Genomic DNA, 22,652 nt, shown 5'->3' on the forward strand with positions numbered 1-22,652 from the left:
GAAAGATTTCTGTCGTTCTTTAACTACAAAAAAATTTTATAAAAGAATTATCACATTCTAATCACTGGTATATCAACCTTTCCGGAGGGAGTCTACGTGTATTTCCTCCGCTGGATTGTACTCACATTCAGTTCTTTTTAATTCCAGCTATGGAAAAATACTTACCTTCACGGTGACATTTTAACCAGTGGAGGCAGAATACGTAGACTCCTATGGGAACAGCACGTTCCAAAGACCCCGGAAGAAGCGTTCTGTGCTTCTGAGGAGGCTGAGGTCGTGCCCATGGAAAGCGAAGTGTTCTGCCGAAACGAGTCGAAGCACTCTACCATATCCTAACAATTAGCAAATAGTCTAGAGACGTGCTAAGAAATAGAAAAAAGGCTAAAAATATTTCCACAGTATGACTCAGTTTATAGGGATTACGTATTAGATTCAACCATTGATAATGAACGTTCTAAACAACCTATCCTGTTATTATTCGCCTTTAAAGTAGAGGTTTTTAGTTATGTCCCAGCCTCATTTATTATTAGAAGTAAAGAAGCTATAAGTGCTTTCCTTACTGCATTAATGCAACTGAGGATTGTTGATAACCCGAGTTTTCTGATGCATCAATAAAGCGAACAGCATTCATACTGTTCGCTAACCAGATATTACAAATAAAATTTTCATACTTCACTAATGTCAAAAGAAACAATTCTATCTGTGTTCGGATTATAAACAACATTTCCTCGAACTTTAATTGTTTCTTGTTGCGATTGCAAGGTATATTCATACGTTTCTTGGGTTTGTGTAGGAGATACTTGAGTTTCTCGTATAAAGTTGTATTCTCTTATATTGTAGTCAGGATAAGCTAATTGAGTAAGTTCGAGTAAATACTTCCCCCATTTTTGCTGCTCTAATTCTGGGTTAGCAATGATCTCAACTTCAATTACTCCTTGTGCTGTGTTTGCTCCTAGTGCTTCAAATGCTCTTCGATGAAGGTTAATTTTGTTTTGCGGATAACCAGAAACTTCATCCACCACAGTTACCAGAAGCTCTCTTCCTGTTTGCGGGTTTCTTACTTTTATTGTTTGACGGCATCTGTATGGGGAATTTTGGCCAACCGCTACTGTCATATAGCGGTTTTGAGACCAAGGAATACCACATTTAGTTTCCTGACCTCCCTCTGTCCAGGTAGCTTGACCTCTAATTGGCTGTTGACAGTTGTAATGGTCATAATAGTTTCTATTATATGGTCCATGCTGCTGCATATAATAGGGATTATTTACATACTGATATACATTTCTATTGTAAGGATCATTAAAAAACATACTTTTCCTCCTGTCTTAAGTAAAACATTCTAGATAATATATGCATCGTATATTTGGCCTGTTACAGGAGCCTTGTTTAAAATGATTGTTCTTAGACAAGTTTATTTGAAAGTATAATAAATTAGGTGGAAAGGAGCATGCCATGAGACATCTTGATTGGCAGATGATGCTATTTATTGGTTCATCTCTTTTACATGACTATTGGGTTTACTGGGGGCTTCCAAGAGTTTATTGCTGGAATATTAAACGAAGGCATATACAAACAGCAAGTAATATGAATAAAACGAAAAAAAGCTAGCTTAAGCGCCAGCTTTTACTATTAATTATGTAGTTTGCTTTAAATATTTGCTTCCTTCTCGAACACTTAGTCTTGCCAGCTTATTTTCCGAAATAAATTGCTTTACTGACTCGGGATTTGTCTTAGAATATTCTCTCAAGGCCCATCCAATTGCTTTTTGAATAAAAAATTCCTTGCTATTCTTATTTTGTTTAATATACCGATACAATAATTTATCATCAGTTTCATTTTTATACTTTAATTGAAAAAGAATTGCTGTTCGGCGGAGCCATAAATTATCTCCATAAGCCCATCCTTCAATCGTCTCAGAAATTACATCAGGGTTGTTTCTGGCAATCTCTCCTACAGGTTTCTGCGCTAGCATATCTACTGTATCCCACCATGACTTTGTTGTAAGTAAATATTCGATAAAGTAAATATCATCTTTTTCAAGCTTTTTTAACGATCTGTCAATATAGTCAAGGGCGGCATTCTGAAACTCCCGCTCTTCTTTTTTCCATAACATTAATACAAATTCTTTATGAAAGGGCTCTTTTAAAATTCCGCTTTCATTGTAAAACTTTTTCATTATAGCTCTCCTCTCGGGTGTTTTAATACCGAGAAAAGGAAATTTACCTTTCATATATCGATTCATAGGAATAGCTTGTTCTTGGTCCTGGTTCTCCTCAAATAACCTGATCAAATATTCCAAAACGTATTCTCCTTCTAATATCGGACTATTTATTTTCGAACAAATTCATACTTAGATAACGTTCCCCTGTATCTGGTGCCATGCATAATACTTTTTTTCCTTTACCAAGGCGTTTTGCAACTTTAATAGCAGCAAATACTGCCGCCGCTCCTGACAATCCAATAAATATCCCTTCCGTTTGTGGGAGTTTCTTAAACATATCAACTGCATCTTTATCATCAATCAACATGATATCGTCATAAATAGACGTATTTAGGATATCTGGAATAAAACCAGGGCTTGTTCCAACTAATTTGTGTTTACCAGGTTCCCCACCTGACAATACCGGCGATCCCTTTGGTTCTGCAACGGTAATTTCTAAATTAGGGATTTTATCTTTCAACACTTCTCCAGTACCCGTTACTGTGCCACCTGTTCCTGCTGTAGCAACAAACGCATCCAATTCACCATCCATCTGCTCAAAAATCTCTAATGCAGTGGTCGTGCGATGGATATCTGGATTATCGCTGTTTTCAAACTGCTGTGGTATAAAACTTCCGGGAATTTCCTTCTGTAATTCTTTTGCCTTCTCAATCGCACCTGGCATTTTGTCTTTGCTTGGTGTCAGCACAACTTTCGCACCAAATGCCTTTAAAATATTTCTTCGTTCTTGCGTGCTATTATCAGGCATTACTAAAATTGCTTGATAACCTTTTGCTGCTGCATTCATTGCTAATCCTATTCCAGTATTCCCGCTAGTTGGTTCGATGATTGTATCTCCGGGTTTAATTATTCCTTTATCCTCCGCAGCCTTTATCATATTATAAGCCGCACGATCCTTTACACTTTTGCTGGGATTTTGTGATTCCAGCTTTATAAAAATATCTGCTGCTTCTTCTGGTACAATATTGTTTAAACGAACTACAGGTGTTTCTCCAATTAGTTCTGTTATGTTTTGTGCTACTCTCATAAGTTAAGACAACCTTCCTATAATAAACTTTTCCCTTTTTCATAAAAATCTTTCATATCTTCTTCTGGTACGAGCGCTCCACCCGTCGCCCATGAGATATGTATTGCATTATGAACATCTAACTTCTTTTCGTTGGCATAATCATGAATTCGTTGTGGTCCAACAAGTCCAGCGGTTGCAGACGGTTCTAAGAATATTCCTTCAGAATCCGCTAGTAATGCCACCAATTTATATAATTCATTGTCTTCAATTGTATAAATACCACTGACCAATCGATCACTAATGGCTGTCGCAAAGCTAGATGGACGTCCTACAGCTAAACCATCTGCTTCTGTCCGATTATCAATTCCAAAGTCCTGAACACTCACTTTGCTCATTTTCCTAGTAAGTAAACCGATCAATACTGATGGCGAATGTGTTGGTTCTACAAAGAAACAATGTACATGATCCCCAAAAACTTGTTTTAGTCCAAACGTAATTCCACCCGGCGCCCCGCCGACACCACATGGGAGGTAAACGAACAATGGATGTTCTTCATTTACTTTTATATTTCTTTCCTCAAGTTGTTTCTCAAGCCTTAATGCTGCGACACTATAGCCTAAAAATAAATGCTTAGAATCCTCATCATCAACAAAATAAGCTTTAGGGTCTTGTGTCGTCTTCTGTCTTCCTGCACTTATTGCCTCACTAAAATCACCGGTGAACTCATGAACTGTTGCTCCTTTTTGGCGAAGCAGGTCCTTTTTCCATTGCTTTGCGTCCGCTGACATATAAACAAACACATTGAATCCAAGCTTTGCACTGATTATACCAATACTTAATCCTAAATTGCCTGTAGACCCGACTCCAATCGAATACTGACTAAAAAACTCTTTGAATTTTTTGGATGATAATATTCCATAGTTCTCACCACCAGTTAACAATCCTGCTTCAAAAGCTAATGATTCAGCATGCTGTAATACTTCATATATTCCACCTCTTGCTTTAATTGAACCAGCAATAGGCAGGTCATTATCGCATTTTAAATAGAACTCGCCTTTAAAAGAATTTGAAATTTCTCTTTCCATATAAGATATCCTTTGTAAAGGTGATTCCAGAATTCCTTTTGACTGCTTTGTTTCAGGAAATTCTTCTACTATAAATGGAGCAAAACGCTGCCATAATAACTCTGCGTTATCCATGTCATCTCTTGTTAACGAGAAAGTACTTGAATTTCCTTTGTTTTGTATATTTGGATTCATCCAAAGTACTGGTTTTAAGTTAATTATATCTTTTAGTATAGGGTACTTATTTTTCCATTCGATTAATTCCTGCTGTGAATAGACTATTTGAATCACCCTTCCTGTTATTACTATCTCCTATTCAAATTTTATCATGACATTGAATCCAATTCTAATTAAAACGATCGATTTTCTGTTGAATTCTTTGGAGATATTCGTTGCTTAACAGACTGTACCCGCCTCGAATAATTTCAGTTGCATACAACTCAGTCGGCTTCGTTTCAGCTGATTTTTCCATACCAATAAAAGTAATGACTTGAAATATCAATCTGTTAATTGTAACTGACACTATAGCAGGGCGATAGGCATTTGCATAAACGCCTTCCCGTTTATACAAGTATTCTAGTGCCTCATTTGGTATTTGATAGACTTTTCCCTCCACTTTTTCTTTACTATTTTCAACCAAGTCTGCCTTGCCACCATCATGTGTGCTTCTTGAGAATTTAAATTCAAATCCATATAAGATTCCTCTGCCTTTTAAATTAGCAAAGTATTGGTCTGCACCCGCCAGTTTAAATCGTTCGTCATCCATACAAGAACCATAGGCAAAATATAATATTTCATCCTGTTTTAAATAATTGTATACTAGCCAATCTCCTGAAAGTATTCGTTTGGTGGACTTATGTAATGCTTGACCAGCAGTATAAATGATTGCCCATATTTCTTCACCGGAATCGTTGTATACAGGAACAGTAGTTCGATTGTATAAATTATCCTGGTTGCCTTCCTCAAAACCTTCTAACCTATCAATTGCTTTCAACTGTGTTTTTGTTACCTCGTATAATTCACCATATATCCAATTCGATTTATTTTCTTTCATGACCGGATATCCATTGTTTGTATCATATAAAGATCCGTTAGTTCGGCATTGCTTAAAAATACATGCAGCACCATCTAAAAAATAGTGATTTCGCTCTCCCTTTCTTAACGTTCCATACACAAATACATACGGCATCATGTTCCTCCTAAAATTTTTCTTTACTTTATTTTATTAGAAAATTTAGCTTATCGCCAAGCCTTAATATAGATAAGACTTAGTTGTAATTATACAGTAAGAAAGAATTTAGACTTTCTTAACTGGCTAGAAATTTAACAAAACGTTATTTAAGTGATACAGAGCACAATCAATATTTCCTACTTCTGCTAAACTGTGAATGTTTTCGTATAAATGAAGGGGAAGGGGTGTTGTAATGTCTAAACAAAAGTTTGTATTTATCACAGTGTTACTAACGTATCTGTTAATTGTTTTCGGTGGCTATGTTGCATCATCAGAATCCGGGATGGGCTGTGGACCAGAGTGGCCATTATGTAACGGCCAAATAATTCCGGGGTTACAAGGGGATACATTGATAGAATTTGGTCATCGTGTTATTGGAGCTATTTTATTCTTCATGACTGTCATTATATTTATCAAAGTAAGAAAAGAAAATGAGAGCATGATCAAAGTTAAAGTTGTTAATTGGATGCTCGGCTTATTAATTCTTCAATTAATTATGGGAGCAATCGTTGTTTTTTATCATCTTCCATCAATTATTATTACAATCCATTTACTTATCGCTATGATAACTATGGCAATATTAATCTGGTTCTGGAGAAGTAATCAACCAAAGAATAAAATAGGAAGCTCTTTGATAAAACATCTAGATTTACTCAGTGTATTATTATTTATCACGATCGGATTAGGAGCATATATAAAGCACCAGCATTATGGTCTTTCATGTGGATGGCTTGGGTGTGATGACAGTGTACTACCTGCCTCACTACCCGAGATATTACAAACATCCCACCGTGCTCTAGCCTTTATTGTAACAGGTTACATAATATTTTTAGCTGTTCAGATATTCAAAGAACATAACCACCCATTAAAGAAGAGGATGGTGGTTGCTCTTGTCGCAGTAATTTTACAAATAATTGCAGGTATTGCAACGATACTTTCTTTTGTATCACTTTCCATGGCAGTTTTACACCTTGCTATAGGAACTCTACTCTTTGCAGTAATAGTAGAAGCAAGAATTATGTCCAGGAGATAAAAAAAGGAACTCATATAGCCTTATATGAGTTCCTTTTTAAATTACACTATTTTGCTATTTTGCAGCGTCCATAACCTTTATCAATGTATTCTCGATATCATAGGCAAAATCATAAAGTGAATTATCTTTAGTAAGTTTTATCAACTCTGTTGGTCGGGGCATACCTATAAAAGTCTTACCTTTAGATTCATAAACCGTAATTTTGCAAGGAAGAAAATAACCAACCATGTGATTTTTTTCAAGTAGTTCCTTTGCAGCTTTAGGGTTACACACTTCCAAAATACGATAATTCGGTTCATAATCTAGCCCCTTATTCTCTAAGGTTTTTTTTACGTCAAAATCCCAAAGCACCCCAAAACTATCCTCTTTTAATTTTAATTCAAGTGATTCCACAGCATCGTCAATACTCTTAGATGTCTCAACGGTATAGTCAAACATTTAAATGCCTCCTTCTAAGTATAATTTTTCTCTTTCAACACCATTCTAACATACCTATACACCTATTAGTATATACCCCGTCACTAAGAACCGTAAACATTCTCGATGGTATATACCAGTACACCCATAGGTATATTTAATCAATGTAAATTATACCCTTGCACCTATACGTATATACCGTCCGATTGTATTAAATAGTAACGGCTATGCACCAAAAGCATAGAAAAATTTGCTTACCTGTATGCCCTAATATAGATAAGCCTTAGTTGCACTTTTGCAATGAGAAAGGAATTATTCTGTTGTATGGGTTAACTCTAACGCGATTTATAATAAGTGCTTAAATTTTATAGCTTCTTAGACAATAAAAAAATGCAAAGCATGCTTTGCATTTTCAACTATCCTAATTAACCAATTTTAATAAATTATTAAATTCTAGATCCGTAAATTTCTCTTCTATTTTTTTCTTGTCATAACTCCATTTTGCTTGCTCTAAGGAACATTCAATAGGTACATCACACCTGATTTCAGCCAAATTCCTTGATAAGTGAAGCATATCTAAATTCTCACTTATTTTCGTTTGCACTCCTTTTGGCAACCTATCAATATTTTCCAGTATATTTTCAATGGTTTCATATTCCTGTATCAATTTTAAGGCAGTTTTTTCTCCAATACCTTTGACCCCAGGGTAATTATCAGATGTATCTCCCATTAATCCTTTGAGATCAATCATTTGCTTTGGTTGTATACCTTTTTTCTCGTAGAATGTTTCATGACTAAATACATCATAGTTTCCTTGCCCTTTTTTCATGATTGCAACACTGATACCTTCATCTACAAGCTGGAGTATATCCTGATCGCCAGTAAGAATTAAAACCTCATTCTCAGACGCATATTGGTTTGCCAACGTTCCGATACAATCATCCGCTTCGAAGTTTTCTAGCCCGATATTCGGCAAATTAAATGCCTCTGCTACTTCTTTTATAAGATCGAACTGAGGAATTAACTCCTCTGGCGGAGCCGATCTGTTAGCCTTATATCCATCAAATAATTCTGTTCGAAATGTTTTACTACCCATATCCCAGCAGCAAACTACGTGTGTTGGTTCAAACTTATCTACTGCGTCCAAAAAATAGCGCAAAAACTGATAGATACCATTCGTTGGAACGCCCTTACTGTTTTTCATGAAATTTCCCCGAAATGAAGTGGCAAAAAATCCACGAAAGAGTAACGCCATTCCGTCAACTAGCAATACATTACTTTGTTTTGACATAGTGTCACGCCTCCATTTTCTCCTGTTCAGCTACTATTGAATTGATAATACGATTCTTATCTTTCAAAGTATCTATATCCACAGGCTGATCAGTTACCATTGATAAGTAATTATCAATGTGGGTTCTTACGATACGTTTTATTTTCTCTTTCATATCATCCAGTATAACATTCCATTGTTCGGTATAGACATCGCTCATTTTCAGATGGCCTTCTTCAATATATTTTTTTGCAAATGGGGATAAGCGATTAAATATGTCTTCCTTCATTTGTTCTTTTTCATTTTTTACAAAGAATGCTTTTGTACCGTTGAACCTTTTCAACTCTTTATGAAACGTCTGTACATCGAGTTCTGCAAAAGCCTGATAATAGGCAGGTGTTTCAAGCTTAGTATCATCGAAATCAGGAAGCAGAAAGTTCTTATCTATCAGATTGCTTTTAGTAGAATAATCTAGCTGAATATCTTTTTTCATCCCAGTGATAAACGATTCTACTCGAAGGGAGACTGCACGTAACTCCTGCATTAGCTCGTACCCAGCATAATCCAGCAGATTCCTTAGACATTGTTCCAATTGTACTTGGGCTTTCCTGCCTGATTCTGTAATCGTCGTAGGATTAAACGTTTCTTTGAACATATCATGAAAACGAATTGATTCACGTTCCAGAACATAATATAACTGTTTATCCAATTTCTGTTTAATTTTTTGTACGTAGACATCATTATCAATTTGATCTACCAATTGCTCTAAGGATGATTGTTTCTTATATAAATCTTCACGATAATTTTCTTTTTCGGCTGCATTTAATTGTAACGAGTCTATATAATTTTTAATAGATTGTGAAGCACGATTAATATCCCGGCCGACTGACTGTATCGTGAGTGCTGCTAATTCATAGTGGATAAAGTTGTTAAACGTTTCCTCAAAATTTCTCATTTGATGATTTGGCACTTCATTATTTAGCTTTTCCCGAAGTGATTGTTTACTTGAAATTGGATATAACCTTGGGAAACGAATTCCTAATTGTGTTAGTTGCTCTTCAATGTAATTCATTACCATCTTAAGTTCCGAGTTATCTTCAGCAAGGTCAGCAGCATTCATGATAAAGAACATTTTATCAAGCTGGAAGGCATCCTTCACTCTTCCCAATTGCATTAAAAAGTCTTTATCCGCCCTTGCTAACGCATGATTGTAATACGTAACATATAATATGGCATCTGCATGCTTAATATAATCGAATGATACGTTTGTATGGCGTGCATTTACCGAATCTGCTCCAGGTGTATCAACTAAAGTGATACCATCTCTCGTTAATGGGCAATCATAATAAAGGTCAACCGATTCAATATAGCATGCTTTAGTTTCATCCGTTACATAGCTTGAAAACTCACCTATACCAATTATTACTTCTTGTGCTACAGCATCCTTATTGTAAGTGAATCCATCAATAATTGCATTAAGATATGTCTGATGTGTTTGATGAAGCTGGTCACTCTGATGAATATTATTCTTCATAATCCAATCAAGCAGCTCTTCAAACTTAAGCGCTTCTGGAGAAAAATGTCTGGTTAGTGATCGTATATCATCAACAAGTGTCTGCTCATCTTTAAATTTAACAACAACATTTCCGTGGCTATACGCTTCATTTACTGGGTTAATACGATTAATCACAGCTGTAGTTGGATTAGGTGAAACGGGCAATATATTTTCACCTATTAATGCATTCGCAAATGATGACTTACCTGCACTAAACGCACCAAATAGAGCAATCGTATACGAGCGGTTTTTTAACCGAGTCTGTTTTCTATTCAAATCATCAATGACAGATTGAAAGCCTGGCAACGTTTCAATAGTCTCAATTGTATTTTCAATATTATTTAGTACATTATCTATCGAAACAGTTTTCTGTGTCTGTTCCTCGGTTTCAATTTCAACTTCTTTTTCCGGTGAAGTCTTGGTATTAAACTTTTCAGTTTCCTGTTTAACCGTCTTATATCTAGATTCTATTTCATCATTTATTTGGTTCCATATTTGATCACTTGGATTTGGATAATCAATTGCAGCATCTATCAGTTTATATTTCTCATAATGATTATTTTCCAGTTCGTACTGTTTTTGCTGTTGCCAGAAAGCTTGGTTAAGCTGCTGCTGCTCCTTTTCATACTTAGCAACTTTATCATTTACTTCATCTATAAAACTATTATAAATTAAATCCCATAATTTCCATGCTTCCATTTTGTATTTCTTTTTTACATCAGCGCTGACATCATTTGTATAATTTAAAATATAATCGCCATTAACTGTTGCACCGGACTTTTGTAATGATATAAGTGCTTCAGAATCATAATCAACCGAGAATTGCTGGATTTCCTGTTCAAGCTTTTGGTCATGGATATTGTACTGCTTCAGCAGATTTAGAAATTTGTCACGAAGTTTCCACTGAATGGTAGCTTCGATACGTTCCAGTAAGTGATTATAGAACTTGTTTAGACGCGTTTCTCTCTCTTCTTCCGTTTTCTTTTTTGAAGCAAACAATCCGACCTTAAAGTCTTTTGCTTGTGATTCTAAAAATAGTTCTGCTTTATCACGTAAATCTGAGGGCATCAAGTACGCATTTTTTAAAGTTGTATTTAAATTTGCTAAGAAATCTCTTTCCATTTCCTTGGGTTTGGCTTTGAGGTTTGAAACAATACTATTAATATCTTCTAATTGCATTGATACATTTTCATACGTGTCACTTTCACCAGGTGAAACTTCTGCCAGTTTTTCCTCAAAAATGCTATCCAAATAACGCTTGTGTTCATCAATAACCTGTGTAACAGATCGTTCAGTGTTTAAGGTAAATTTCTTGTCAGATGTCATCAGTGCAGTAAGTTTATCTTTGATTATTGGGAATTCATTATAGGTTGCATTACTATCTATTAGGGATGAATAAAAAACATTTTTTGGAAATATATTCCATTGATCAAACGTTTGTTTAATTTTTTGTTTGAATGTTTCAAAGGTTAATTCACTTTCATCATGTTTATCAATCTGATTTATAATAATATAAAACGGAATATTATTTTTTTGTACTTTTCTCAAAAATTGTAAATTAACTTCTGATTGCACATGATTATAATCCATAACATAGAACAACACATCAACAAGGTGTAATGATGATTCTGTCATGATTCGATCGGCATCATCTGCGGCATCTATTCCTGGTGTATCAATAATAACGCATTCATCAGGAAGAATTTCTTCCCTTGTATTAATCTCTATTTCCTTGATGCTTGCTTTATCCTTTGCATAATCTTTAATCATGTCAATATCATATGGTTCTTCATATTCTACTGGGGCTTTATCATGAAAATAAACACGTGCAAATCCTTTACCTGACTTTATTTTAACGACATTTGCACTTGTAGGGATAGGGCTTTTCGGCAATATAGACTTTCCTAGCAGATTATTAATCATCGATGATTTTCCAGCAGAAAAATGACCAGCAAAGCTGATCATTAATTCTTGTCTATTAAGTTTTTCATAGACATCCAGAATTTTATTAGCATGTTTTAAATCATCATTTTCAACCATTACCTGATATAGTGCAGCTAAGTGCTGAAGATTAGTTTGAGTTTGGTTTTGTTCTGTTATGATCATGAAGAAAATTCCTTCCAATTAGCAATTCTTTCAACTATTATACTGAATTCCTGACTTTATTTCCACCCTCTATAATTAAATTATCTATACAATTAACCTTCAAAATATTTAATGATATGTAGTGCTTGTTATTATTAATTTAAGTGTGCAACATAAGAAAATTAATGGCCATCACAATGGAAATATGGAAAGATACGAATATTTAGGTGATTTATCTCCTATCTAAGAAATTTCCCCATCGTTAGTTGAAAGAATCTTTGTAGAAATAGAGCGAATTATATCCCCTCGGCTGATAATCCCTACTACTTTTGAATTCTCATCTACTACAGGGATTTTCTTAAAATGATATTTAGATAAAATGGTTAAGGCTTCTTCCAGATTGTCATCCGGGTGCACTGTATGGGTATGTCTTTTATTCATAATCGTTTCGACTTTATTATTAATACTATAATTGATCTTTTGGCTTAAGTCTTCCTCCTGGCTTACTAGGACAATTGTGAACATGTCATATACTGTTCTGCCTTTAGGCTGAAGACAACGAATAACATCTCCATCACTTATCATACCAATTAAATGATTTTGGTCATCTACTACAGGTACCCCACCAATTTTATTGTTTACTAATGTCTCTAACAATTGTTTTATCGTTTTATCCTTCGTTATACTGATAATATCTGTTATCATAAAATCTTTTATTTTCATATGGGCACCCCTTTACATTATTTAAGCGTATGGTATTGACCATTATAAAACAGCACAGGATCTCCACCATTCATTTTTACGTCTGTTACTTCAGCAATGAATATCTTATGATCACCGGCATCAGCTGTTTCCTTGACACGGCATGAAAGCGTCGCAATAGAATCTTTTATCACAGGAATATTATCCTGTCTTAAGTATGAAATATCTTTGTCACTATCCTTTTGTTTAGCAAATATCATAGATAATTCTTTTTGATCTTCTGTTAATATACTTAATCCAAAATTCTTGGTTTCTTGTAATTTATCATACATCCGTGCTTTTTCATCAATTGATATGGCGATTAATTTTGGATCCAATGAAACGGACATAAATGCATTTACGGTCATTCCCATGATTTCCCCATTATATTCAGTTGTTACTATAGTGATACCTGTTGCAAATTTACCCATGGCATCACGAAAAAGTCTATTATCCATTACGAAGTATCCCCTCTTTCCTTCTAAAACTTTCTAGTTTAGAATATCATTTATAAAGAAAAACTGAAATAAATAGAGTTTTTTGACAGAAAAGAAAGTATAAATACTTTCTTACTGCATAAGTGCAACTAATGCTTATCTGTATCGCGGCTTAGCGGTAAGCCAAGTTTTTTAATCACCTTAGTTTACATAATAAAATTATGGTCAATCAAATTGAGCTTTGAGTATTTCTATATACTATGACAAGATTGATATTTTGCTATAAACATGCCTTATGCACTTAAATTTTATAGTTTCGTGGACATAGAATAAGGCTTTGGTATCTCTACCAAAGCCTTATAACTTATTTATACTGGATAAACACCGTGTTTTCTTTCCGTAAAGGTAACATTCTTTGCCTCATATATTTTGTAGCGGCTTATAAGTTCATCCCTTAGCTTATCCGGATCCACAATTGCATCAACAACCATTTCTGAAGCTAATCGGTAAATATCAATATTGTCTTTATATTCTTCCTGTTTTTCTTTTATGAATGCTGGCCTTTCTTCTTCTGGTAATTCTGCAATTTTATTCGCGTATACAGCATTTACGGCTGCCTCAGGTCCCATAACTGCAATCTGAGCAGTCGGTAATGCTATACAGCAATCTGGTTCAAACGCAGGGCCAGCCATTGCATATAATCCTGCACCATAGGCTTTGCGTACGACTACTGAGATTTTCGGTACAGTTGCTTCACTCATTGCTGCTAGCATTTTAGCACCATGCCGAATAATACCTGCACGTTCTACTTTTGTACCAATCATAAAGCCAGGAATATCCATCAGGAATAATAATGGAATATTAAATGCATCGCACAATTGAATAAATTTGGCAGCTTTATCTGCTGAATCCGGGAATAAGACGCCACCTTTCATTCTTGGCTGATTTGCAATAATTCCTACTGATTTTCCATTAACTCTGGCAAGTCCAGTAATTAATTCTGGTGCAAATTTCTTTTTAACTTCGCAAAAACTATCCTCATCAATTATCCGGTCAATAAAGTCATACATGTTAAATGGAGCGTTTTGATTTTCCGGAATTAAATCTATGATCGACTTTTCAAACGCTTTAATCTCCTTGGAATCGGCAACATTAGGCTTATTTCTGAAGTTAGCTGGGAAATAGCCAATGTATTTTTTTGTGTATTCAATTGCTTCTTCTTCAGATTTTACAAGTACGTCGCCACAGCCCGAAACAGAACAATGCATTTGTGCACCGCCCATTTCTTCAAGGCTAACCTTTTCACCAATAACTTTTTCTGCCATACGTGGTGAACCTAAATACATTGATGCGTTTCCTTCGACCATAACTACAATATCACAAAACGCTGGAATGTAAGCCCCACCTGCCGCAGAAGGTCCGAATAAAAGACAAATCTGTGGTACGCGGCCGGACAGCTTTATTTGGTTATGAAAGATTCGACCAGCGCCACGACGTCCAGGGAACATTTCAATTTGGTCAGTTATTCTTGCTCCAGCAGAATCTACAAGATAAAGCATTGGTATTTCCAATTTCTCAGCTGTTTCCTGTATGCGGATTATTTTTTCAACAGTTCGTTTTCCCCATGATCCAGCTTTTACTGTAGAATCGTTTGCCATAACACAGACAGCCTGACCGCCAATTTGGCCGATTCCAGTCACAACTCCATCTGATGGTAAAGATTCATCCATACAATTCGCAAAAAATGCATCTTCAACATCTATTTGGTCATCGAATAGTAATTCCAGACGTTTGCGAACGAATAACTTGCCTTTTTCTTCATTTTTCTGGTGGTACTTTTCCTGCCCACCTGTTTTTATTTCTTCTATTCTTTGTTTGAATTCTTCAATATATGACATTTAGTGCCCTCCTTGCTTCTATTTACCTTGATAGACAGGTTTGCGTTTTTCCTTAAATGCTTGTAAACCCTCTATTCGATCTTCGGTAGGTATTGTTTCTTTATAGCATAAATGTTCAATAGCCAAACCAGTGTTAATATCTGTTTGAATACCTTTATTGATGGCCGCTTTTGCTTGTCTTAGCGCAATTGGTCCATTTTTAGTAATTTGTTTTGCCATTTCTATAGCTTCATCTAGTAATGTATGTGATTCTGCAACTTGTTCTACCAATCCGACTTCAAGTGCTTCATTAGCTGTTAACGGCTTAGCAGAAAAAATAAGTCGTTTTGCCTGACCTAAGCCTACTAATCGTGTAAGTCGTTGTGTTCCACCAGCACCTGGTATAATGGCTAGCGATGTCTCCGTTAACCCTACCTTCGAATGGTCAGCTGAAATACGAAGGTCACAACCTAATGCTAGTTCAAGACCGCCCCCGAAAGCGACTCCGTTGATAGCGGCGATAACTGGCATTTTCATATTTTCAATGTTTGTTACAGTTTCACCAATATAGTTAACGGCAGCAATCACTTGTTCTTCAGACATTCCTTTTCGTTCTTTAAGATCAGCTCCGGCGCAAAAAGATTTTTCATTAGATCCAGTTATAATGGTGCAACGAACTTCATCATTCATGTTTATTTGATGGACATATTCGTTCAGTTCATCGAGTAGTGCCTTTGACATCGCATTCATAGCTTCAGGTCTATTAAGTGTTAAGACTGCAATATGGTCTTCTACTAATTTATATTCTATAAGCGCTGCCACGATTTACTATTCTCCTTTCCTATCGTTCACTATTTATTATTTTCATTTGATGACTGGAAAGATTTGAAACATAATTTTCAATGTATAATGCCGATTCAATCACTTTATCAATATTCATTCCCGTTTCAATGCCCATCCGATGTAACATATATAATAAATCATCAGTAGCAAGGTTTCCTGATGCACCTTCAGCATATGGACAGCCTCCAAGGCCACCAACTGCACTATCAAAGTTTGTTATACCATGATCTAATGATACTAAGACATTTGCAAGTGCAGTCCCTCTTGTATCATGAAAATGCATTGCAAGCTTTTCTTTAGGAAAGTATTTTAATAGTTCTGTAAGCACTTTATCCACTTGAACTGGATCAGCTACACCAATCGTATCCCCAATAGAAATCTCATCTGCCCCCATTGTGAATAACTTGTCACAAATGGAAATAACTTTTTCAATATCAATATCACCTTCATAAGGACAGCCAAAAACCGTAGAAACGTAGCCTCTAACTTGTTTATTAGACTGCTTAGCCTTTCTGGAGACATTTTCTATAATCGGTAAAGTTTGGTTAATTGTTTTGTTTATATTGTTTTTGTTATGTGTCTCACTGGCTGAGAGAAACAAACAAATCTCATCAACGTTTACTTCTAAAGCTCGATCTAGTCCTTTATTATTAGGGACTAAGGCGGCATAGGTAACATCAGGATTTCGTTTAATTTTTTGTGCGATTTCAGTTGCATCTTTCAGCTGTGGAATCCAGTCAGGATGTACAAAGGATGAAATTTCAATATAGGGAACTCCGGTGTCAGAAAGCATATTTATCCATTCAATTTTTGCATCTGCCGGAACCAGTTCAGCCTCATTCTGCAGTCCATCACGTGGACCCACTTCTTTTATGTTAACTTGATTTGGAAAGTTCAATCGCAACCCTCCTATCTATTCTTAGAAAACTTGGCTTATCGCCAAGCCTTAATGGCGAAAGCCTTAGTTGTACTTATGCAGTTAAGAAAGCATTTATAGCTTCTTAACTGCGATTAAATTTGAATGCTATTCTATAGTGGCAATTACGTCACCTTCATTGACGAAATCACCCTCTGACACTTTCAATTCCTTTATTGTTCCACTTGCTTCAGCAGCAATTGGGATCTCCATTTTCATTGATTCCAGAATAACGACATCCTGTCCTTCTTCAACTTTTTCACCTGCATTAACTGTTATTTTCCATACACTTCCTGCCATTGATGCTTTAACTTCGTTCATGATAAATTCCTCCTTATTTTGTCTTAACTTGTGGTAAATAATATTCTTGAACAAACCCTGTCGTCGTGTTTCCTTTTTTAAATTCTTCATTATCAACAATAGCCAGCAACATCGGTATGTTCGTTTTTATACCTTCTACTTTGTATGTCAATAAGGCTTCTTTTAATAATGAAATAGCTTCGTCTCTAGTTGACCCTTTGACTATTAATTTTCCAATCATAGGGTCATAATATGGAGTTACATCATAATTATCTGCTACGGCAACCTCATTACGACAGTGCTTCCCATCTGGCATCTGAAATACAGAAATATGTCCTGGTGATGGAAAGAACGTAACTGGATCCTCTGCATAGATTCGTACTTCTATTGCATGACCATCAATTTGTAAATCGGATTGTTTAACCGAGAGTTCTTCTCCGTTTGCTATAGCAATCTGGTGTTCAACAATATCCTGGCCAGTTATTTCTTCTGTTATTGGATGTTCAACCTGGATTCTCGTATTCATTTCCAGAAAATAAAAATTTTCTTCTTCATCTACTAGAAACTCAATTGTACCAGCATTGGTATATCCTAAGGTCTTTGCCGCTTTTACTGCAGCTTCACCCATTAATTGACGAGTTCTGTCAGATATAAACGATGAAGGAGCTTCTTCTATTACTTTTTGATTCCTGCGCTGAATGGAACATTCTCTCTCAAATAAATGGATTGCATTTCCATGGTTATCTGCTAGAAGCTGTATTTCTATATGTCTGGCATTATCCAATTTCTTCTCTAAGAACATAGCCCCATCGCCAAAAAATGTCTGAGCACGTTTTGAGTTACTTTCGAATGCTTTCATAAGCTCTTCGTCCGTTTGTACAACCTGCATACCAATACCACCACCACCTGCAGAAGCTTTTAGCATAATGGGGTAGCCGATATCTTTCGCAATTTCAATCGCATCTTCCGCAGATGCAATAGCACCATCAGTTCCCGGAACAACAGGAACACCGGCCTTTTTCATGGCATTTCTTGCTTCAATCTTACTGCCCATTTTTTCCATAACTTTACTTGTTGGTCCGATGAACTGTATTCCTGCATGTCGGGATTTCTCAGCAAAATCTCCACTCTCACTCAGAAATCCATACCCTGGATGTATCGCATCTACATTAGCTTCTTTTGCAATTGAAATTATTTTATCGATATTTAAGTAACTTTCATTAACACGTGGAGGGCCAAGTAAGAAGCTATCATCAGCCATTGATACAAAAGGTGCTTTTTGATCTGCTTCTGAGTAGACAGCTACAGTTTGTATATCCAGCTTCTTACAAGTCCGGATAATACGAGCTGCTATCTCCCCGCGATTTGCTATAAGTACTTTTTTTATCATAAGCTCGATCTCTCCTATCGCCCAATTTGTTCGACTGCATATTCTTTTAGCTTGAATTTTTGTATTTTACCGCTTGCAGTCATTGGATATTCATCTACAAATGCTATGTGCCTTGGTATCTTGTGCCTCGAAATATTGCCTTCGCAGAATGCTCTAATATCATCTTCAGTTGCCTTTCCACCATCTCTTAAAATTACCCATGCCATTACCTCTTCACCATACTTTTTATCTGGTATACCAACAACCTGAACATCAAGAACATCTGGATGCTGATAAAGAAATTCCTCAATTTCACGTGGATATACATTTTCACCGCCACGGATAATCATATCTTTCATACGGCCTGTGATTTTCATGTACCCATTTTTATCCATGACAGCTAAATCACCAGTATGTAACCAGCCATCACTATCGATTGCATTGTTTGTTGCTTCCTCGTTGTTATAATAACCCTTCATCACATGGTAGCCTCTGGTGCATAATTCACCGGGTACTCCTTGAGCCTGTTCATCATTTGTGCCTGGAACTATAATTTTCACCTCAACGTTTGGATGAACCTTACCTACTGTACTCGCTTTAAGTTCGGCAGGATCATCTGTCTTTGTTTGGGTGATCACAGGTGATGATTCGGTTTGTCCATAAGCGATTGTGATTTCTTTCGCGCCCATTTTATTCATAACATCGTTCATTACTTCGATTGGGCAGGTTGAACCCGCCATAATACCTGTACGTAAATGAGAAAAATCATACTTTGAAAAATTAGGATGATTCAATTCTGCAATAAACATAGTTGGCACACCATGTAATCCAGTGCATTTTTCATCTGAAACAGCTTTCATAACCCTTTCAGCTTCAAATTGCTCTACTATTACCATTGTCGTACCCTTGGATACAGCTGCCAGAACTCCTAACACACACCCGAAGCAGTGGAAAAACGGAACTGGAATACATAGCCGGTCTTTATTCGTTAATTTCATACAGTCAGCAATTTGATTTCCATTATTAACGATATTAGAATGGGTCAGCATGACACCTTTTGGAAATCCAGTTGTACCTGATGTGTATTGCATATTGATAACATCATGATGGTGTAATGTCTTTTTTCGTTCATCAAGGTTTTCGTCGGAAATTTTACTTCCATTTTGGATCATTTCGTCCCACGTATAGGCATTGGAATAATTATCATCGCTTATTATAACGACATTCCGTAAAAACGGAACATTCTCTGAATGTAACTCTCCCTTTTTCGCACCCTCAAACTCAGGACATACCTGCTTCAACACATCGACATAAGAAGTTCCTTTATATGATTCTGCTAAAATAAGTGTTGTTGACTCAGATTGTTTTAATAGATATTCAAGCTCTTTCGCCTGATAGCTTGTATTCACTGTAACAAGAACTGCACCCATTTTACCTGTAGCAAATTGGCTGGTGAGCCATTCCGGTTTATTATCGGACCAAATGGCTACGTTTTCCCCTTTTTCAATTCCTAGTGACATTAGGCCTTTTGCAGCTTTATTGGTCATTTCATCAAATTCTTTATATGTTTTTCTTAAGTTTAGTTCCGGGTAGACAACCGCTTCCTGATCTGGATATAAATTCACTTGCTTTTCCAGTAACTCTCCAACTGTTAAGTTTAGTAAAGACATGAATTTTCTCCCCTCATCGGTATTACTAGCATCCTAACTGTCTAGCAATTACCATACGTTGTATTTCAGATGTTCCTTCCCCGATTTCCAGTAATTTTGCATCACGCAAATATCTTTCAACTTCATATTCGCGCATATAGCCATAGCCACCGTGAATTTGTATAGCCTGGTTTGCGTTTTTGAATGCAGTTTCGGTAGCATAAAGTTTTGCATATGCTGCTTCTTTAGAGAATGGCTTATTATTATCCTTCAGCCATGCGGCCTTGTGTACCATATTCCGAGCCAGTTCAGTTTCCATTGCCATGTCAGCAAGTTTAAATTGTATTGCCTGAAAACTGGAAATTGATTTACCAAACTGTGTTCTTTCTTTAGCATACTCTAGTGCCTTATCTAAGGATGCTTGAGCTATTCCTAGGCCTAGTGCAGCTATTGAAATTCTTCCGCCATCTAATGTGTGCAAAAACTGCTTAAATCCTTTATCAGGATCTCCCAGTAAATTTTTCTGTGGTACACGTACATTATCCAATACAATTTCAGCAGTATCCGAACCACGGACCCCCATTTTGTCATAATTACTGTTGATTGTTACACCTTCAGTATTCGTCGGTACAATTATTGCGCTAATAATATTTTTACCTCTGTCATCTTTACCAGTAACGGCTGTAACAGTTATTGTATTTGAATAATTAGCATTAGTAATAAAGCATTTCTCTCCATTAATTACAAAATCATCGCCATCTACAACCGCGGTAGTTTTTGTTCCACCGGCATCAGAACCAGCGTTTGGTTCTGTTAATCCAAATGCTGCAAGTGTTTTTCCCTGTGCAATTGGCGTTAAATATTTCTCTTTTTGTTCCTCTGTTCCAAAATTGTAAATGGGACTTGCACCCAGTGATACTGTTGCTGCATAGCTCAGTCCAGTACTGCCACATACCTTACCAATTTCTTCAACAGCTAATGCATAAGATAATGTATCCCCATCTGAACCTCCATACTCTTCAGGAAATGGAATTCCCATCAAACCAAGCTCTCCCATTTGTTTAAATATATCTTCTGGGAATTTTGCTTGTTTATCAATTTCGACTGCCCTGGGTCTTATTACATTATCAGCGAAATCCTGAACCATTTTTTTGATCATCGTTTGTTCTTTTGTTAATTCAAAATTCATGTCAAACCTCCTATTAATCTAACAATAAGACCGACTGGTTGGTCTGCCCGCTTCAATAAAAAAAGAAAGCGGTTTCTTTCAATTGGTAAAAAAAGGCTTTTCTATCAATTGATCTAAGTAGTTACTTTCCGATAAAGTTTCGACAGTTAGTACTGCATGTAAGATTAAATCAACGAAAATATCGCCAATCTCGTCAATCGATTTTGGGCCGGATTGTTTATACCACTTATATGCCCAATTCACCATCCCGAGTATCGCCATTCCGGTAATCTCTACAGGTAAATCCTTTCGAAATTCACCACATTCCTTTCCTTCCCTTATCGCTCTAATAATAATTTGCTTAAACTGATCACGTTTTTTCTTAATAAGTATTTCATATTCTGGTTTTAAGTAAATATTTTCCTGGTAGAAAACAGAGATGTGTGGTTTATAAAGGTCGAATACTTTCACAAAATCCTTTATTATTGCTTGCAGCTTTTTCGTTGGTGACTTATACGTTTCATTCGCAATTGTAGCTTTTTCCAGAACATAGGTTATGAATGTATCGTGAATAACAAACAATAATTCATCTTTTGATGTAAAGTGATGATAAAACCCACCTTTAGAAGTACCCACATTTTCCACAATTTGATTGACTGTAACGCCATGATAGCCATATTTTTCAAACATTAATAATGCTTCTTGGATTATCTTCTTTCTTAAACCCGTTATAAACCCTCCTTCCACAAATTTAATATTACCTTATCATATTTTTCTGAATTTATAAAGAGAAATCAGTATGATTAAGATACAGAAGGCCAGTTTCAAGCAGGAAACTGCCTCTATAAATAGGCAGGAATGTATAACTACTTTCTCAACTAAGCTATCACACCACTAAGGGATTGCCGACTTTTCTAAGGATAGAGTACCTTAATTCAGCCAAATCATCATGAAACCCAACTACCTTAGCGGTTAAACTCAGTATTTTTAAATTTCCACAAAATTGTCGATGTTTTCTTGCCACTTCTTATACCTTAGAATCGAATATAGTTACACAAAGTATTATTTTTGAAAAAAATAATACAAACTACATCAAATGACGTATGACCATAAGAAGGGTTAGTCTTTAATCGCTTGGTAACTCCAATTGTCGTTGTTGTACGAAAGCAAAAAAATAGCGGAGAAATGCCTGGAACAATTTAGCGGACATTGAGGGACCTTATTTTATGGTAAACAAGCAATATGAAGGTTTAAGCGGACACCAGATACCTTATTTGCTTGAATTTCCATATTTCACTCGAATATATTTAAATAAGCGCTCCTGTGTCCGCCAAAGCTAATGGCTATTAGTTTATTAACAGCTGTTAGAAGAACAAAAGCGCAAGCGCCTGTTCAGCGCCGTATGGACTGCGCTCAGCGCTGCGGGTGGGTCGACGTTGCCGCGCAAAGCGGCGGTCTTAGTCGATC

General features: G+C 36.1%; 20 protein-coding genes. 2 read left to right on the forward strand and 18 right to left on the reverse strand.

The window, feature by feature from the left end; translation table 11 throughout:
- Positions 1 to 665: 665 nt before the first annotated feature.
- On the reverse strand, positions 666 to 1,310 hold the full coding sequence (locus J2Z82_RS18505) for a DUF3889 domain-containing protein (protein ID WP_209482279.1): 645 nt from the start codon (positions 1,308 to 1,310) through the stop codon (positions 666 to 668).
- A 142-nt stretch (positions 1,311 to 1,452) separates the two neighbouring features.
- On the opposite strand from J2Z82_RS18505, the gene J2Z82_RS18510 reads away from it, so the two are divergent.
- Entirely contained in the window at positions 1,453 to 1,608 is a 156-nt protein-coding gene (locus J2Z82_RS18510; protein ID WP_209482280.1) for a hypothetical protein, read from the forward strand.
- A gap of 25 nt (positions 1,609 to 1,633) precedes the next feature.
- On the opposite strand, the gene J2Z82_RS18515 is transcribed toward J2Z82_RS18510, so the two are convergent.
- The 4 genes from J2Z82_RS18515 to J2Z82_RS18530 all read right to left on the reverse strand — a co-directional run bounded on the left by J2Z82_RS18515 (position 1,634) and on the right by J2Z82_RS18530 (position 5,483).
- On the reverse strand, positions 1,634 to 2,299 hold the full coding sequence (locus J2Z82_RS18515; RefSeq protein WP_280923010.1) for a DNA alkylation repair protein: 666 nt from the start codon (positions 2,297 to 2,299) through the stop codon (positions 1,634 to 1,636).
- Positions 2,300 to 2,324: 25 nt separating this feature from the next.
- A complete protein-coding gene (gene cysK, locus J2Z82_RS18520; protein ID WP_209482281.1) occupies positions 2,325 to 3,248 on the reverse strand; it encodes a cysteine synthase A in 924 nt (307 codons plus the stop codon).
- Between the two features lie 17 nt (positions 3,249 to 3,265).
- Entirely contained in the window at positions 3,266 to 4,576 is a 1,311-nt protein-coding gene (locus tag J2Z82_RS18525) for a D-serine ammonia-lyase (protein ID WP_209482297.1), read from the reverse strand.
- Between the two features lie 64 nt (positions 4,577 to 4,640).
- Positions 4,641 to 5,483, reverse strand: a complete 843-nt coding sequence (locus J2Z82_RS18530; RefSeq protein ID WP_209482282.1) for a gamma-glutamylcyclotransferase family protein — start codon at positions 5,481 to 5,483, stop codon at positions 4,641 to 4,643.
- A 235-nt stretch (positions 5,484 to 5,718) separates the two neighbouring features.
- Here J2Z82_RS18530 and J2Z82_RS18535 point away from each other — a divergent pair, with 235 nt between their 5' ends.
- A complete protein-coding gene (locus J2Z82_RS18535) occupies positions 5,719 to 6,558 on the forward strand; it encodes a COX15/CtaA family protein (RefSeq protein WP_209482283.1) in 840 nt (279 codons plus the stop codon).
- 54 nt (positions 6,559 to 6,612) lie between these two features.
- On the opposite strand, the gene J2Z82_RS18540 is transcribed toward J2Z82_RS18535, so the two are convergent.
- The 13 genes from J2Z82_RS18540 to J2Z82_RS18600 all read right to left on the reverse strand — a co-directional run bounded on the left by J2Z82_RS18540 (position 6,613) and on the right by J2Z82_RS18600 (position 21,917).
- Entirely contained in the window at positions 6,613 to 6,996 is a 384-nt protein-coding gene (locus J2Z82_RS18540; RefSeq protein WP_209482284.1) for a DUF302 domain-containing protein, read from the reverse strand.
- A gap of 400 nt (positions 6,997 to 7,396) precedes the next feature.
- Positions 7,397 to 8,266 (reverse strand): 5'-3' exonuclease, encoded by an 870-nt coding sequence (locus J2Z82_RS18545; RefSeq protein ID WP_209482285.1) that lies wholly within the window; start codon positions 8,264 to 8,266, stop codon positions 7,397 to 7,399.
- 4 nt (positions 8,267 to 8,270) lie between these two features.
- Entirely contained in the window at positions 8,271 to 11,906 is a 3,636-nt protein-coding gene (locus tag J2Z82_RS18550) for a dynamin family protein (RefSeq protein ID WP_209482286.1), read from the reverse strand.
- Positions 11,907 to 12,128: 222 nt separating this feature from the next.
- Positions 12,129 to 12,608 (reverse strand): CBS domain-containing protein, encoded by a 480-nt coding sequence (locus tag J2Z82_RS18555; protein WP_209482287.1) that lies wholly within the window; start codon positions 12,606 to 12,608, stop codon positions 12,129 to 12,131.
- A gap of 17 nt (positions 12,609 to 12,625) precedes the next feature.
- Positions 12,626 to 13,084, reverse strand: coding sequence for a flavin reductase family protein (locus tag J2Z82_RS18560; protein ID WP_209482288.1), 459 nt, complete (start codon positions 13,082 to 13,084; stop codon positions 12,626 to 12,628).
- A 347-nt stretch (positions 13,085 to 13,431) separates the two neighbouring features.
- The gene (locus J2Z82_RS18565) at positions 13,432 to 14,961 is read right to left on the reverse strand and encodes an acyl-CoA carboxylase subunit beta (protein ID WP_209482289.1); all 1,530 of its coding nucleotides are present in this window, start codon (positions 14,959 to 14,961) and stop codon (positions 13,432 to 13,434) included.
- Between the two features lie 18 nt (positions 14,962 to 14,979).
- Positions 14,980 to 15,762: an enoyl-CoA hydratase gene (locus J2Z82_RS18570; protein WP_209482290.1), complete on the reverse strand. Its 783-nt coding sequence runs from the start codon at positions 15,760 to 15,762 to the stop codon at positions 14,980 to 14,982.
- A gap of 19 nt (positions 15,763 to 15,781) precedes the next feature.
- Positions 15,782 to 16,681 (reverse strand): hydroxymethylglutaryl-CoA lyase, encoded by a 900-nt coding sequence (locus J2Z82_RS18575; protein ID WP_209482291.1) that lies wholly within the window; start codon positions 16,679 to 16,681, stop codon positions 15,782 to 15,784.
- 126 nt (positions 16,682 to 16,807) lie between these two features.
- On the reverse strand, positions 16,808 to 17,020 hold the full coding sequence (locus tag J2Z82_RS18580; RefSeq protein ID WP_209482292.1) for an acetyl-CoA carboxylase biotin carboxyl carrier protein subunit: 213 nt from the start codon (positions 17,018 to 17,020) through the stop codon (positions 16,808 to 16,810).
- A gap of 13 nt (positions 17,021 to 17,033) precedes the next feature.
- Positions 17,034 to 18,389: an acetyl-CoA carboxylase biotin carboxylase subunit gene (locus J2Z82_RS18585; protein WP_209482293.1), complete on the reverse strand. Its 1,356-nt coding sequence runs from the start codon at positions 18,387 to 18,389 to the stop codon at positions 17,034 to 17,036.
- A 14-nt stretch (positions 18,390 to 18,403) separates the two neighbouring features.
- Positions 18,404 to 20,038 carry an AMP-binding protein gene (locus tag J2Z82_RS18590; protein ID WP_209482294.1) on the reverse strand — a complete coding sequence of 545 codons (1,635 nt, stop codon included), beginning with the start codon at positions 20,036 to 20,038 and terminating at the stop codon, positions 18,404 to 18,406.
- Positions 20,039 to 20,063: 25 nt separating this feature from the next.
- A complete protein-coding gene (locus J2Z82_RS18595; RefSeq protein ID WP_209482295.1) occupies positions 20,064 to 21,206 on the reverse strand; it encodes an acyl-CoA dehydrogenase family protein in 1,143 nt (380 codons plus the stop codon).
- 78 nt (positions 21,207 to 21,284) lie between these two features.
- The gene (locus J2Z82_RS18600) at positions 21,285 to 21,917 is read right to left on the reverse strand and encodes a TetR/AcrR family transcriptional regulator (protein ID WP_209482298.1); all 633 of its coding nucleotides are present in this window, start codon (positions 21,915 to 21,917) and stop codon (positions 21,285 to 21,287) included.
- Between the last annotated feature and the right edge of the window lie 735 nt (positions 21,918 to 22,652).

Origin of the sequence: Virgibacillus litoralis (assembly GCF_017873675.1) — a bacterium.
GTDB classification, from domain to species: domain Bacteria; phylum Bacillota; class Bacilli; order Bacillales; family Amphibacillaceae; genus Lentibacillus; species Lentibacillus litoralis.

Excerpts from the sequence above, each read along its gene's own strand:
- J2Z82_RS18505 (WP_209482279.1), bottom strand. The coding sequence starts at position 1,310 with ATGTTTTTTAATGATCCTTACAATAGAAATGTATATCAGTATGTAAAT.
- cysK (WP_209482281.1), bottom strand. The coding sequence starts at position 3,248 with ATGAGAGTAGCACAAAACATAACAGAACTAATTGGAGAAACACCTGTA.
- J2Z82_RS18590 (WP_209482294.1), bottom strand. The coding sequence starts at position 20,038 with ATGTCTTTACTAAACTTAACAGTTGGAGAGTTACTGGAAAAGCAAGTG.
- J2Z82_RS18545 (WP_209482285.1), bottom strand. The coding sequence starts at position 8,266 with ATGTCAAAACAAAGTAATGTATTGCTAGTTGACGGAATGGCGTTACTC.
- J2Z82_RS18585 (WP_209482293.1), bottom strand. The coding sequence starts at position 18,389 with ATGATAAAAAAAGTACTTATAGCAAATCGCGGGGAGATAGCAGCTCGT.
- J2Z82_RS18555 (WP_209482287.1), bottom strand. The coding sequence starts at position 12,608 with ATGAAAATAAAAGATTTTATGATAACAGATATTATCAGTATAACGAAG.
- J2Z82_RS18560 (WP_209482288.1), bottom strand. The coding sequence starts at position 13,084 with ATGGATAATAGACTTTTTCGTGATGCCATGGGTAAATTTGCAACAGGT.
- J2Z82_RS18565 (WP_209482289.1), bottom strand. The coding sequence starts at position 14,961 with ATGTCATATATTGAAGAATTCAAACAAAGAATAGAAGAAATAAAAACA.
- J2Z82_RS18550 (WP_209482286.1), bottom strand. The coding sequence starts at position 11,906 with ATGATCATAACAGAACAAAACCAAACTCAAACTAATCTTCAGCACTTA.
- J2Z82_RS18535 (WP_209482283.1), top strand. The coding sequence starts at position 5,719 with ATGTCTAAACAAAAGTTTGTATTTATCACAGTGTTACTAACGTATCTG.
- J2Z82_RS18540 (WP_209482284.1), bottom strand. The coding sequence starts at position 6,996 with ATGTTTGACTATACCGTTGAGACATCTAAGAGTATTGACGATGCTGTG.
- J2Z82_RS18580 (WP_209482292.1), bottom strand. The coding sequence starts at position 17,020 with ATGAACGAAGTTAAAGCATCAATGGCAGGAAGTGTATGGAAAATAACA.
- J2Z82_RS18530 (WP_209482282.1), bottom strand. The coding sequence starts at position 5,483 with ATGCCGTATGTATTTGTGTATGGAACGTTAAGAAAGGGAGAGCGAAAT.
- J2Z82_RS18510 (WP_209482280.1), top strand. The coding sequence starts at position 1,453 with ATGAGACATCTTGATTGGCAGATGATGCTATTTATTGGTTCATCTCTT.
- J2Z82_RS18595 (WP_209482295.1), bottom strand. The coding sequence starts at position 21,206 with ATGAATTTTGAATTAACAAAAGAACAAACGATGATCAAAAAAATGGTT.